This window comes from Novosphingobium endophyticum, assembly GCF_014640675.1.
Classification (GTDB): domain Bacteria; phylum Pseudomonadota; class Alphaproteobacteria; order Sphingomonadales; family Sphingomonadaceae; genus Novosphingobium; species Novosphingobium endophyticum.
The window spans coordinates 107,921-121,177 of the sequence record NZ_BMHK01000006.1; the positions used below are offsets into that span (position 1 = coordinate 107,921).

The window sequence follows — 13,257 nt, forward strand, 5'->3', positions numbered from 1 at the left end:
CTATACATTATTGTCCGCGCATGCCAAGATCGGTTTGCAGAGGAGCCTCCGATTCTGATGCGGTGCGACACGATCTGGACGAATGCTCGGCTCGCCACCATGGCTGGCGGCGGGATCGGCTTGGTGGAGCGCGGCGTGCTCGCCGCGCGCGCGGGGCGCATCGTTTACGCTGGACCGGCCGCCGGTTCCCCCCGTTTCGAGGGCGCCAGGGAACACGACTGCGAAGGCCGCTGGATGACGCCGGGACTGATCGATTGCCACACCCACCTCGTCCACGCCGGCGATCGCGCGCATGAGTTCGAGCTGCGGCTGGCCGGCGCCAGCTATGAGCAGATCGCTCGCGCCGGGGGCGGCATCGTCTCGACCGTCGCGGCCACGCGCGCCGCATCGGAAGACGAGCTGGTCGCCACCGCCCTCCCCCGCCTCGACGCGCTGATCGCGGAAGGGGTGACCACCATCGAGATCAAGTCGGGCTACGGCCTCTCGCTCGACGCGGAACGGCGGATGCTGCGCGCGGCGCGCAGGCTGGCGGAACAGCGCGAGGTCACGGTGACGACGACATTCCTCGGCGCGCACGCCCTGCCCCCAGAACATGCCGGCGACGCGGACGGCTACATCGACGCCGTGGTGCGCGAGATGATCCCCGCCGTCGCGAGGGAGGGGCTTGCCGACGCCGTCGACGCCTATTGCGAGACCATCGGCTTCACCGCCGCCCAGACTCGCCGCGTGCTGGAAGCGGCGGCCGGAGCGGGCCTGCCGGTCAAACTCCACGCCGAGCAGCTTTCCAATCAGCACGGCGCCGCGCTTGCCGCCGGGTTCGGCGCGCTCTCGGCCGATCATCTCGAATGGCTCGACGCGGACGGCGTCGCCGCCATGGCGCGGGTCGGGACGGTGGCGACGCTGCTGCCCGGCGCCTTCTACTTTACGCGCGAGACCCGCATTCCCCCCGTCGCCGCTCTGCGCGCGGCCGACGTGCCGATCGCGCTTGCCACGGATTGCAACCCCGGCACCTCCCCCATGACCTCGCTGCTGCTGGCGATGAACATGGGCGCGACGCTGTTTCGCCTGACGGTCGAAGAATGCCTGCTGGGCGTCACCCGCCATGCCGCCAGGGCGCTGGGCATGGCCGGCGAAATCGGCACGCTGGAGGCTGGCAAGGCCTGCGACCTGGCGATCTGGAACATCGAGACCCCCGCCGAGCTGGTTTACCGCATCGGCTTCAACCCCCTTTACCAGCGCGTCCGGAGAGGCCATTGAACACTGTCACTCTCAGGCCCGGCGATGTTCCGCTCGCCGACTGGCGCGCGATCTATCGCGGGGCGGGGGTTCGGCTCCATTCCGACGCGGCCCCGGCCATCAGGCGCGGCGCCGAGGCCGTGGCGCGGATCCTCGCCCATGGCGAGCCGGTCTACGGCATCAATACCGGCTTCGGTAAGCTCGCCAGCATCCGCATCGAGGACGCCGACCTTGCCCGGCTGCAACGCAACATCGTCCTCAGCCACGCGGCGGGGACAGGCGAGGCGACACCCGTGGAGGTCGTGCGCCTGATGATGGCGCTGAAGCTCGCCAGCCTCGCGCAAGGCGCCTCGGGCATCGCCCCCGCCACCGCCGCGCTGATCGAAGCCATGCTGGCGAAAGGCGTCACCCCCCTGATCCCGGTTCAGGGGTCGGTGGGCGCAAGCGGCGATCTCGCGCCGCTCGCGCATATGGCCGCCGCGATGATCGGCGTGGGCGAGGTCTTCGTCGGGAACGCGCGCGTCCCGGCATCGGAGGGGTTGGCACAGGCCGGCCTCGTGCCCGCCGTACTCGGCCCGAAGGAAGGTCTGGCCCTGCTCAACGGCACGCAGTTCTCTTGCGCCTGGGCGCTCGCGGGGCTGTTCGAGGCGGAGCTGCTGCTGCAGGCCGCGCTCGTCACCGGCGCGCTCTCGACCGAGGCGGCCAGGGGTTCCGACGCACCGTTCGATCCGCGCATCCACGCGCTGCGCGGCCACGCCGGGCAGATCGCCACGGCCGAAGTCCTGCGCGAACTCATGGCCGGCTCCGCGATCCGCGCCTCGCATGTCGTGAATGACATCCGCGTGCAGGATCCCTATTGCCTGCGCTGCCAGCCGCAGGTCATGGGCGCGGCGCTCGACGTGCTGCGGCAAGCGGCGAACACGCTTGCCATCGAGGCCAACGGCGTCTCGGACAATCCGCTGATCTTCCCGGAGACGGACGAAGCGCTTTCCGGCGGCAATTTCCACGCCGAGCCGGTCGCCTTCGCCGCCGACATGATTGCGCTCGCCATCTGCGAGATCGGCTCGCTCGCCGAGCGCCGCGTTGCCATGCTGGTCGATCCGGCGCTGTCCGGGCTGCCGGCCTTCCTGACCCCCGAGCCGGGGCTCAACTCGGGCTTCATGATCCCGCAGGTGACCGCCGCCGCACTCGTCTCGGAGAACAAGCAGCGGGCCTATCCCGCCTCGGTCGATTCGATCCCCACTTCCGCCAACCAGGAAGACCACGTCTCGATGGCCGCGCACGGCAGCCGCCGGCTCGTGGCCATGGCGCGCAATGCCACGGCGGTGATCGGCATCGAACTGCTCGCGGCGGCACAAGGGTGTGATTTCCACGGCCCGCTCACCTCGAGCGACGCGCTGGAGGCGGTCCGCAAGCTGGTGCGCGACAAAGTGCCCCCGCTCGGCGCCGACCGCCATTTCCATCCCGACCTGGAAGCGGCCAATGCGCTCGTCCGGTCCGGCGCCGTGGTCCGTGCGGCGGGGCTCTACCTGCCGGGGGTGTCATGACCGGCTGGCTCCAGATCACGCGAGGCGATGCACCGCTGATCGTCTGCTTCCCGCACGGCGGCACGGCGATCCCCGAGGACATCGAAGCACTCCTCGCCTCCCCGTGGCTCGCCCGCAAGGACGCCGACTGGCACATCGCCGATCTTTACGCCTTCGTGCGCGACCGGGGCGCGACGACGATCGGCACCGCCGTCTCGCGCTCGGTGATCGACTGCAACCGCGATCCCTCCGGCGCCTCGCTCTATCCGGGACAGGCGACGACTGGGCTGTGTCCGGTAGAGACTTTCGACGGCGAACCGCTGTACCCGGACGAACCGCCGGATGAGGCCGAGATCGCCCGCCGCCGCGAGTTCTGGTTCGACCCATACCACGCCGCGATCCGCGCCGAGATCGCGCGCCTGCGCGCCGCGCACGAACGCATCGTCCTCTACGACGCCCACTCCATCCGCAGCCGCATCCCGCGCCTGTTCGAAGGCGAGCTGCCGCAGTTCAACGTCGGCACCAATGGCGGCACGACCTGCACTCCCGAGCTGCGCGACGCCGTGGCAGGAATTTGCGCCGACAGCGGCATGAGCCATGTCGTCGACGGCCGTTTCCGGGGCGGCTGGACGACCCGGCACCATGGCGCGCCGGCAAGCGGCATCCACGCCATCCAGATGGAGCTGGCTATCCGCGGCTACCTTGAAGAGCCGGCCTCACCCTCCCCCGAAGACTGGCCCGCCCCGCTCGCCCCCAAGCCCGCCGTCCTGCCCGCCCTGCACCGCGTCATCGACGCATGTCTCGACTTCGCGAAAGGCACGCCATGACCCGCCTCGACAACTCGCGCCGGATCTATCCCCCGACCGGACCTGAGCGCACCGCGCAAAGCTGGCTCACCGAAGCGCCGCTGCGGATGCTGATGAACAACCTCCACCCCGACGTTGCCGAGCGACCGGAAGAGCTGGTCGTCTACGGCGGCATCGGCCGCGCCGCGCGCGACTGGGAGAGCTTCGACCGGATCGTCGAAACGCTGCGCCGCCTGAAGGACGACGAGACGCTGCTGGTCCAGTCGGGCAAGCCGGTGGGCGTGTTCCGCACCCATGCCGACGCGCCGCGCGTGCTGCTCGCCAATTCGAACCTCGTGCCCCGCTGGGCAACCTGGGAGCACTTCAACGAGCTCGATCGCAAGGGCCTTGCCATGTACGGCCAGATGACGGCGGGATCGTGGATCTACATCGGTAGCCAGGGCATCGTTCAGGGGACTTACGAGACTTTCGCCGAGATGGGGCGTCAGCATTATGGCGGCGACCTGACGGGTCGCTGGTTACTCACGGCGGGGCTCGGCGGCATGGGCGGCGCGCAGCCGCTGGCGGCGGTCATGGCCGGCGCCTCGTGCCTTGTCGTCGAGTGCCAGGAAAGCCGCATCGAAATGCGCCTGCGCACCGGCTATCTCGACCATGGCGCCGAAACCATCGAAGAGGCCATGGCGATCCTCGACCGCGCCAAGGCCAAGGGCGAACCCGTCTCGGTCGGCCTGCTCGGCAATGCCGCCGAACTGCTCCCCGAACTCTTCTCACGCGGCATCCGGCCCGACCTGCTGACCGACCAGACCTCGGCCCACGATCCGGTCAACGGCTACCTGCCAATCGGATGGAGCGTTGCCGAATGGTTCGAGCGCCGCGAACGCGAGCCCGACGCGGTCGCGAGGGCCGCCCGCGCCTCGATGGCGGTACACGTGCGCGCCATGCTCGATTTCCAGGCGGCCGGCGTGCCCACCGTCGATTACGGCAACAACATCCGCCAGATGGCCCATGACGAAGGCGTAGGGAATGCATTCGCCTTTCCCGGCTTCGTCCCGGCCTATATCCGTCCGCTGTTCTGCCGGGGCATAGGCCCGTTCCGCTGGGCCGCGCTTTCGGGCGATCCGGAGGACATCTACCGGACCGACGCCAAGGTGAAGGAACTGCTGCCCGACGATACGCACCTGCATAACTGGCTCGACATGGCGCGCCAGCGCATCCGCTTCCAGGGCCTGCCTGCGCGCATCTGCTGGGTGGGGCTGGGCGACCGTCACCACCTCGGCCTCGCCTTCAACGAGATGGTGGCGAAAGGCGAACTCAAGGCCCCGGTCGTGATCGGGCGCGACCACCTCGATTCCGGCTCGGTCGCCAGCCCCAACCGCGAGACCGAGGCGATGCGCGATGGCTCCGACGCGGTCTCGGACTGGCCGCTGCTCAACGCGCTGCTCAATACCGCGAGCGGCGCGACGTGGGTCTCGCTGCACCACGGCGGCGGCGTCGGCATGGGCTATTCGCAGCACGCCGGCATGGTGATCGTCGCCGACGGGACCGATGCGGCGGCAAGGCGCCTTGAACGCGTGCTGTGGAACGATCCGGCGAGCGGCGTCATGCGCCACGCCGACGCGGGCTATGAGGTCGCCGTCGCATGCGCGCGCGAGAAGGGTCTGGACCTGCCGGGAATTCTCGGGTGATGGCCGCCCGTGCTTCGGTTCGGAGCGTCGGGTGATCGGACTGACCGAAACTTCGTCCGGAAGGCCGCAAAAGTCGGCGTCGGGGCAGCCGGCGTGGTAAATTCCGCGCCAGCGACTCAGGAGGACGGCAATCATGGCCACGACATCTCCGCCCCAACCCGCCCCCGCCGGCGGCCCCGACATGCAAAAGCTAGAACAGTTCATGCACAAGATGGTTGGCGACATGGGCGCCGCCATGAGCGGCAGCCTCGTGATCACCGGCTCAAAACTCGGCCTTTACAAGGCGCTTGCCGAAATGGGCGCGGCCACCGATGCGCAGCTTGCCGGAAGGCTCGGGCTCGACACGCGCTACGTGCGTGAATGGCTCTCGGCACAGGCTGCCTCCGGCTTCGTCGACTACGATCCGGGCGAGGATACGTTCTCGCTCAACGCCGAACAGCAGATGGCGCTGGCGAACGAGGATTCGCCCGTTTACGTCGCGCCGGCGTTCGAGCTGATCGCCTCTGCCTATATCGACGAGCCAAAGATCACCGACGCGTTCCGAACCGGCAAGGGCGTAGGCTGGCACGAGCACCATGAATGCCTGTTCCGGGGGACCGAAAGGTTCTTCCGTCCGGGCTATCGCGCCAATCTCGTCAGCAACTGGCTGCCGGCGCTCGACGGGGTGACGGACAAGCTGGAAGCAGGCGCGAAAGTGGCCGACATCGGCTGCGGCGCAGGCGCCTCGACGATCATCATGGCCCAGGCCTTTCCGAACAGTCGCTTCACCGGCTTCGACTATCACGAAAAGTCGATTTCACGCGCGCGCGAAGCCGCGAAGGAGGCAGGCGATCCGTCAAACATCAGCTTCGAGATTGCCAGCGCCAAGGATGCGCCGGGCAGCGATTATGACCTCGTCTGCGTGTTCGATGCATTGCACGACATGGGCGATCCCGTCGGCGCGGCGCGGCGCGTTCTCGAGATGCTGAAACCCGACGGCACGTTCATGATCGTCGAGCCCTATGCCAACGACAGCCTGGCGGAGAATCTCAACCCGGTGGGCCGGATGTACTACTCGGCCTCGACGATGATCTGCACGCCGGGGTCGAAAGCGCAGGAAGTGGGGCTGGCGCTGGGCGCCCAGGCGGGCGAAGGGCGGCTGACGCAGGTACTGAAGGAGGCGGGCTTCGGCTCGGTGCGACGGGCGGCGGAAACCCCCTTCAATCTGGTCATCGAGGCGCGGTGTTAGACCGTCTCGCCTAGTGCCGGTCTCTTGGCTAGGGTCAGGGAATGACCGACGCCCCGAAGCTGAAACTGCACGCGCGTATCTATTGCGGAAACGAGATCGCGATCGGGCCGGGGAAGGCCGACCTGCTCGAGGCGATCGAGCGCGAAGGCTCGATTTCAGGTGCGGGCCGCGCGATGGGCATGAGCTATCGCCGGGCCTGGTTGCTGGTCGATGCCATGAACCGCTGCTGGGATCCACCGCTGGTCGAAACCGTGCCCGGCGGCGGCCACGAACGCGGCGCGCGGCTGTCGGACGCGGGACGCCGGGTGCTGGAGCGCTATCGTGCCTTCCAGGCGGTCCTGGCGGCGGCCGAAAATTCCGATGAGTACACCTCCCTCGCGGCCGGCCTGCGACCAGCGCCGCTGCCCAGCCAGGGCGAGTGACCGGTCCGGTCCGTGAATGCCCCCTCGGGCGCAAGATTATCGTTGTCCCCCGACGGGATAGCCGTTCGGGGCCGCGCCGAGATGCTTGCTCCCGCAACAGACCGTCGACCGGACGCGGCAGATCACCGCAGAACAACGCCTGCTGCATTGCAGCAAAGATCAAAGTTGTGAACAACAGTACATCATCAGATCTTGCGCCTGATTCGTATTTTCCATGAGTAAGTTATCCGATGAAAGAGAGAAAATTGCTCCGCGGGGCGAGGAGGATTTTCACCCCCTCTTTGGTGGTAACCCTATATTACTATTTAAAGTACGGTGGAAAGATAAGCCCTCGATCCGAAGTCGACCTCACCAAAAATATTTCTCTCGGAAGAGATTGTATTGTTGGATCTTTTACCAAGATAAAGGCCAGCGAAGGCCCGTTAATGATTGGCCATCGCGGCGGAATAGCAAATGGGTGCTTTGTTTCCGCAGGAGCAGGGGGGATCCACATAGGCGCGAATTTCATATGCGGGCCAAACGTCAATATTGTAGGACAGAACTATGCTCACGGCGAGAAGGACATACATCTTGAGGATGTCGGCATAGTATCTCGCGGAATACGGATCGGCGACAATGTGTGGATAGGCGCCGGGTCCACGATCACGGACGGCGCGGTGATCGGAAACAACACGATCGTGGTAGCCAACAGCCTCGTCAACCGCCGCTACCCGGACGACGTCATTTTGCAGGGCAATCCCGCCAAGGTCATTTTCAGGCGGTAGATCAATCGTCGTGTCCGGCCAGCCGCAACAGGAGAACTTCATGCGCGACAGGATCATCGATACCGTGTGCGGCGCCATCAGGGAACTGAACGGCGACCTTGGCTATGATCACCTGAATTCGCCCACGCTGGAGACGGAACTGTACGGAGGCGACAGCGGGCTCGATTCCCTGTCGCTGGTAATGCTCGTCAGCGCCGTGGAAGCGGCGGTGGCGGACAACTTCGGGCGCGAAGTGGTGCTCGCCAGCGAAAAGGCCATGTCCATGCGCCACAGCCCCTACAGGAGCGTCGGCAGCTTCGTCGAATTCATAGAGGCGGAGTTGGCCCAGTGACGGGACCAGGGACGGGCCCACGGACGGATCGGGTCATGGTCATCACCGGTTCCCGCAAGGGCATCGGGCGCCATCTTGTCGATCACTACATGGAAAGAGGCTGGCAGGTGGCCGGATGCAGCAGGGGCGAGATGGACGATCCTCCCCCCGGATATCGCCACTTCTGCCTGGACGTGGCGGACGAGCGCGCGGTCACGGAAATGGTACGCAAGGTGGCCAGCGAATACGGGCGCATCGACGGCGTCATCAACAATGCCGGCATCGCGTCGATGAACCATGTCCTGCTGACGCCCCTGTCCACCATGGAGAGCGTCTTCGCGACCAACGTCTTCGGTACGTTCGTGCTCTGCCGCGAGGCGGCCAAGGTCATGCTGCGGGCGAAGGCGGGCAGAATCGTCAATTTCGCGACCGTCGCAACGCCGCTGCGCCTCGAAGGCGAGGCCGCCTATGCCGCTTCCAAGGCGGCCGTCGAAAGCCTGACGCGGGTGATGGCGCGGGAACTCGCCAGCTATGGCATCACCGTCAACGCGCTCGGCCCCACACCGATCGACACCGACCTGATCCGGGGTGTCCCGGCCGAGAAGATGGCGAGCCTGATTGACCGGCAGGCGGTAAAGCGCATGGGGACGTTCGACGACGTCACCAATGCGATCGACTTCTTCCTGCGCGACGAAAGCGACTTCGTGACCGGACAGGTTCTCTATCTCGGCGGAGTTGGCTGATGCCCTCCGCCCCGAGGGTGGACCGCCTTTTCCGCGCCATGGCGGCAAATGGCGGCCAGCCGGCGATCGCCGAAGGGGACATCTCTCACAGTTACCACGACCTCCTCCACCAGATAGATGCCTGGAGCGCCCGGCTCGACCACCACGGGATCGCGGGCGGCGAAGTGATCGGCCTGCAATCCGACTTTGCCTTCACCTCGATCACTCTCGCGCTCGCGCTGTTCCGCAGGGGGTGCATCGTCGCTTTCCTGTCACCAAGCGCCGCGAGCGAAGACGCGCTGGCCGGGTGCTGTGCCGCGGGCCTCTTCACGTTCGGCAGAACCGGAGAGGAGGCCTTTCAGCGCCGGTCTTGCGAGGGAAGCCATCCCCTGCTCGACGGGCTGCGGGATGAGCGGAAGCCGGGTTTCGTGATCTTCTCCTCCGGATCGAGCGGCAGGCCCAAGGCCATCCTGCACGATCTCGACGGCTTTTTCGCCGCCTATGACCGCCCGACCAAGCCGATGACGACACTGGCGTTCCTGCTCTTCGACCACATCGCCGGGCTGGACACGCTGTTCTACACGCTGCACGCTGGCGGATCACTGGTGCTCGTGGCCGATCGCAGCCCACGATCGGTCTGCGATGCGGTCGCGCGCTGGTCAGTGGAGGTGCTGCCGGTATCGCCCTCTTTCCTCAAGCTGCTTTGCCTCGGTGAGGCCGCGGCGACCGCCAACCTCGGTTCGCTGCGGATCGTGACTTTCGGCTCCGAACCGATGGACCGCGCGACGCTGGATCGCGTGGCCGAGCGGATCCCCCACGCGCGGCTTCGCCAGAAATACGGCGCGTCTGAATTCGGCGCTCCCAGCGCGAGGACGCGCGAGGAGGACGGGCTGTGGATACGTTTCAACGGCGATGACACCGTCCGGGTGAAGGACGGCGTACTCTGGATGCGCCTGCCCACGACAATGCTAGGCTACCTCAACGCCGATCAGCCGCGAACCGCCGACGGCTGGCTCTGCACCGGAGACCGGGTCGAGGTCGACGGCGAGTGGCTGCGCATCCTCGGCCGCGAAAGCGACCTCATCAACGTCGGCGGCGAGAAGGTCTTTCCCAGCGAGGTCGAGGCCGTGATCAGCGAGCTCGATGCCGTTGCCGAAGTGGTGGTGAGCGGCGCCAGCCATCCCCTGATCGGCCAGATCGTGTCCGCCACGATCCGCCCGCGCGAAACCGCAGCCGATTGCGCCGCGCTGCGCTCCCTCGTCCGCAGGCACTGCATGAGCCGGCTGGCTAGGCACAAGGTGCCCGTGAAGATCAGTTTTACCCAAGCGGCGCTGTTCAATGAACGGCAGAAGCTGTTGCGGACGCCTCCGCCTCCTCCCGAAGCCTGACGAGCACGCTCCGAACGCGGCCCGCATCACACAGACCGCTGCCGCGGTCGTGCCATCAGTTTACAGTGTGGTGGGCGACCGACGGTTGGCCGCGCGCACCTGCCTTGGGCGAAGCCTCGGCGATCTGCTCCGGCGCAATCAGGGTACCGGAGCGCCCCGCGTCGACTGCGTTCTACTCCTGCACGTGTTCGCGGGCGGTCTTTCGGGCCAGTTCCAGATCCGCCGCCACTTGCGGGCGTATCAAAGCCCAGTGAAACACGGCGTCGGGCTGCAGCGCTTTGCTCGACCCGACCATGTGGGTCAGCAGCATGTCGCGGTAGATCGGCCGGGTAATGGCAACAACCTCGTCCCACTGGCTCAGCGCGCGCTCCAGATGCGCAATTGCCCGCGTTTTGTTGTCTGCGCCGCCAGCCTTACGATAGGTCTGCAACGCGATTGCACCACGGATTTTCTCCGCCAGGTGCAGGCCGAGATGCGCCCAGGCCTTCACGTCCGCCACTTCATACATCAACGCGGTGCTGCCGCTCGTGTCGATGCCTTCGACCAGACGCAGTGCTTCGCGGCAATCCGCTTCGAGCTGGTCAGCCAGGATTGGCGGCGTGATCCGTCCGGCGGCGAAGCTCTGCCGCTTCATGGTCGCGTCGACATAGTCCGCGATCGAAACGTAAGCGGGGTCAAGCACCGGCTGCTCGATCAGGCGGTCGATACTGATGTAGGCCATCGAGGTGTCGGCCAGCGACATCATACCCTCGCTGTACAGCGTATGGTCCCAGGTCGCATTGAACAGCGAAGCGAGCCGCAGCGGCGTCTTTGATGCGAGTTCGTATGCGCGCAGCAGGTTGCTTCCCCTCGCGCCATAGCGGCGCTCGAATTCCTGCGTAAAGACCGCGTCGGGCGTCGTCGGGTTGTACATCAGGCGCCCCCACAGCTTGTAGAACAGCCATTGCCGTTCGAATGCGAAGCGCCAGTCGACGCCCTTCTCGATTGCCGTGAAATAGTCGAGCGCAGGGATATAGGTGTCGCTGCCGATGATGTAGCCGCCCACATAGCTGGCGGTGGCGTTCTGCTTGATGTGCTCGCGCACGAAGGAGGGCTCGCCCCAGCGGAGCGCGAAGAAATCTTCGTTCCGCATGATCCAGGTGATCTTGTAGTTCTCAGGGGCGGGATCGTAGTACGTGTCGCCGAATTCGCCGCCATGCACGCGGACCAGAGTTGGCGTCGAGTGACCGTGCGACCAGTTGAACTTCGGGGCCAGCCATATCGGTCCATCCGCGAAGTCGATCGCCTCGACTCCCTTTCGCGTGAGCTGCTCGGTCTCCACGCTGGTCGATCCGTCCATGGTCAGACCGGACGATGGCGGCACGAGTTCGATAATCTTGACGGGGCGTTGGGCGCCGCGGATCGCCTGATGATAGGTCTCGGCGAGCCAGTCGTCGCGCTGCTGAGCGGTCATCCCGCCCATTGCTTCCGAACGGGCCAGCCCGATGCCCGTCAGGTCTGGATACTCCTCCAGAACCTGCGCAACGCTTTCGCGGACATAGCGCTTGATCAGCTCGGACGTATCCCCTTTCGAATTGTAATAGGGGTAGAAGTTCTCATGCCCGACATCGTGGGCCTGAGCGAATTCCTTGCTGACATAGATGTTCCACGGGACCAGATAGGTATCGATCCCCCGCTCCCTGGCCATGCGGAAAATTTCGTGATGGAGGTGGCGCCATTCCTCCATCTCCTTGTTGTTGAAGGGGCTGGCTTCCGGGAAGTTGCGGGGCCTGATCATGTACGTCCAGGGATGCAGGTTCCACAAAGTCAGGGAATTGAAGCGGTTCTCGGCCATCATGTCGAGGAACGCTTCCCAGTAGGCCGGGTCGCGCGTGGTCGCGAGATGCTGGTCCAGCGCCTTGCTTTGTCGATAGCTGTCCCAGGGAAAGTTGTGCTTGATTGCCCGGAACGGGAGGCGAGGCGCCTCGGTGCGAGCCTGAACCTCGTCGAGAGCGACACCCCTGCGCAGATCGTCAGCCAAGGCCAACACGCCATAGACCATGCCGCGCGCGTCGCCGCCATAAACGGTAACGTGGCGTCCCTCTGGCTTGATCGTGTAGGCTTCCGGACGCAGCTTGTGGTCGTTTACGGCGATGCTAATGAGGTAGTCGTACCCGCGCGGCGAGTTCACCACCGAGTAGCCTTGCGATTCCAGAGCCGTGGCCAGTCTGCGGGAAGCATAGTCCGACTGGGGAAGCAGGGCGTCGTGCACGATATAGACGCTCTTGGCATAGGCCGTGCCGGTCATCATGATGATCGCCAGCAACGTCATCACAAGCTTCGCTGCGTTTGCCATAGCCCCTCCTAAGCTGCCTTGCGGAGAGCGCTACTTGCGCTGGCGGAGGATCGCAAGTGTAGGCGATGTGTTCAGCCCGCGGTGATCCATGGCATGAGTTCGTCCAACGGTTCCGCTTCGGTGAGCGTAGCCGGTTTCTGTTCGCCTGAATATCCGAGCCGGGAGCCGCCCAGCATGCCCTGCGGTCGCCCCGTCAGCGGCGCAAGGTGCACATTGGTCATAAATGAAATTATGGTGAGCCCGACAGGATTCGAACCTGTGACCCGCTGATTAAAAGTCAGCTGCTCTACCTACTGAGCTACGGGCCCACGAGCGCGCTTGGCGGCTGGGGAAGGCGTCACCTAGGGGCAGGGCGCGGCTTGGTCAAGCGTGTGTGGAGCTGATTCAGCGTCAGACCGGTGAGCGGGTCGCGCCAGGATCCCGCTATGCGCGAGGCCGGACCGAGGACGAAGGTTCTGCTCCGAAAGGCCGGGTGGGGCACGACGAGACTTTCGCTGGTCCAGGGGCCGTCGCTCCACAGCACGATGTCGAGATCGAGCACCCGAGCGCCCCAGGGTTGGCCACCGGCCCTGCGGCCGAACCCATGCTCGATCCGGGCTAGCTCGCAAAGCACCTCGTCCGGTTCGCGCCCGGTACGCACCAGCGCCGCGGCGTTGGCGTAGCGGCGGCGCGAGTGGCCGAGGGGCGGGGTTTCGATCACGCGAGAGATGGCCTCGACTTCGAAGCCCTTGCGCCCGAGCGCCGTGATCGCGGCGCGGAGAACCTGGCGCGGTCGGCCGTGGCGGTGGTGCCGGACGTTGGAGCCCAGCGCGATCAGGTAGAGGTGCCCGTCCAA

Annotated in this window: 13 protein-coding genes and 1 tRNA gene; 10 read left to right on the forward strand and 4 right to left on the reverse strand. The window is 65.9% G+C overall.

The genetic code is table 11. The features are described 5' to 3' along the window. Positions 1–57: 57 nt before the first annotated feature. The 10 genes from hutI (at position 58) to IEX32_RS06405 (ending at position 10,087) form a co-directional block, all read left to right on the forward strand. Entirely contained in the window at positions 58–1,257 is a 1,200-nt protein-coding gene (gene hutI, locus IEX32_RS06360; RefSeq protein WP_188769628.1) for an imidazolonepropionase, read from the forward strand. Beyond that, on the forward strand, positions 1,254–2,783 hold the full coding sequence (gene hutH / locus IEX32_RS06365) for a histidine ammonia-lyase (RefSeq protein WP_188769629.1): 1,530 nt from the start codon (positions 1,254–1,256) through the stop codon (positions 2,781–2,783). Before hutI ends, hutH begins: the two co-directional genes overlap by 4 nt. Then, positions 2,780–3,589 (forward strand): N-formylglutamate deformylase, encoded by an 810-nt coding sequence (gene hutG / locus IEX32_RS06370; RefSeq protein WP_188769630.1) that lies wholly within the window; start codon positions 2,780–2,782, stop codon positions 3,587–3,589. Before hutH ends, hutG begins: the two co-directional genes overlap by 4 nt. Continuing rightward, positions 3,586–5,253 carry a urocanate hydratase gene (gene hutU, locus IEX32_RS06375; RefSeq protein ID WP_188769631.1) on the forward strand — a complete coding sequence of 556 codons (1,668 nt, stop codon included), beginning with the start codon at positions 3,586–3,588 and terminating at the stop codon, positions 5,251–5,253. Before hutG ends, hutU begins: the two co-directional genes overlap by 4 nt. A 133-nt stretch (positions 5,254–5,386) precedes the next feature. Next, positions 5,387–6,481 carry a class I SAM-dependent methyltransferase gene (locus tag IEX32_RS06380; protein WP_229736172.1) on the forward strand — a complete coding sequence of 365 codons (1,095 nt, stop codon included), beginning with the start codon at positions 5,387–5,389 and terminating at the stop codon, positions 6,479–6,481. Between the two features lie 41 nt (positions 6,482–6,522). Beyond that, positions 6,523–6,903, forward strand: a complete 381-nt coding sequence (locus IEX32_RS06385; protein WP_188769632.1) for a winged helix-turn-helix domain-containing protein — start codon at positions 6,523–6,525, stop codon at positions 6,901–6,903. A gap of 230 nt (positions 6,904–7,133) precedes the next feature. After that, positions 7,134–7,667, forward strand: a complete 534-nt coding sequence (locus IEX32_RS06390; protein WP_188769633.1) for an acyltransferase — start codon at positions 7,134–7,136, stop codon at positions 7,665–7,667. Between the two features lie 40 nt (positions 7,668–7,707). Continuing rightward, positions 7,708–7,998, forward strand: coding sequence for an acyl carrier protein (locus tag IEX32_RS06395; RefSeq protein WP_188769634.1), 291 nt, complete (start codon positions 7,708–7,710; stop codon positions 7,996–7,998). Between the two features lie 35 nt (positions 7,999–8,033). Beyond that, complete coding sequence (locus IEX32_RS06400; RefSeq protein WP_188769635.1) at positions 8,034–8,720, forward strand: SDR family NAD(P)-dependent oxidoreductase; 687 nt, start codon at positions 8,034–8,036, stop codon at positions 8,718–8,720. Further along, entirely contained in the window at positions 8,720–10,087 is a 1,368-nt protein-coding gene (locus IEX32_RS06405) for a class I adenylate-forming enzyme family protein (RefSeq protein ID WP_188769636.1), read from the forward strand. The genes IEX32_RS06400 and IEX32_RS06405 overlap by 1 nt, the downstream gene beginning before the upstream one ends. A gap of 172 nt (positions 10,088–10,259) precedes the next feature. Here the strand turns inward: IEX32_RS06405 and IEX32_RS06410 are convergent, their stop codons facing one another. From IEX32_RS06410 to folK, 4 genes are all read right to left on the reverse strand, one after another. Then, positions 10,260–12,422 carry a glycoside hydrolase family 20 zincin-like fold domain-containing protein gene (locus tag IEX32_RS06410; protein ID WP_188769637.1) on the reverse strand — a complete coding sequence of 721 codons (2,163 nt, stop codon included), beginning with the start codon at positions 12,420–12,422 and terminating at the stop codon, positions 10,260–10,262. Positions 12,423–12,493: 71 nt separating this feature from the next. After that, on the reverse strand, positions 12,494–12,643 hold the full coding sequence (locus IEX32_RS06415) for a hypothetical protein (protein ID WP_188769638.1): 150 nt from the start codon (positions 12,641–12,643) through the stop codon (positions 12,494–12,496). An 11-nt stretch (positions 12,644–12,654) separates the two neighbouring features. Next, a tRNA-Lys gene (locus IEX32_RS06420) sits at positions 12,655–12,730 on the reverse strand. 29 nt (positions 12,731–12,759) lie between these two features. Next, positions 12,760–13,257, reverse strand: coding sequence for a 2-amino-4-hydroxy-6-hydroxymethyldihydropteridine diphosphokinase (gene folK, locus IEX32_RS06425; RefSeq protein ID WP_188769639.1), 498 nt, complete (start codon positions 13,255–13,257; stop codon positions 12,760–12,762).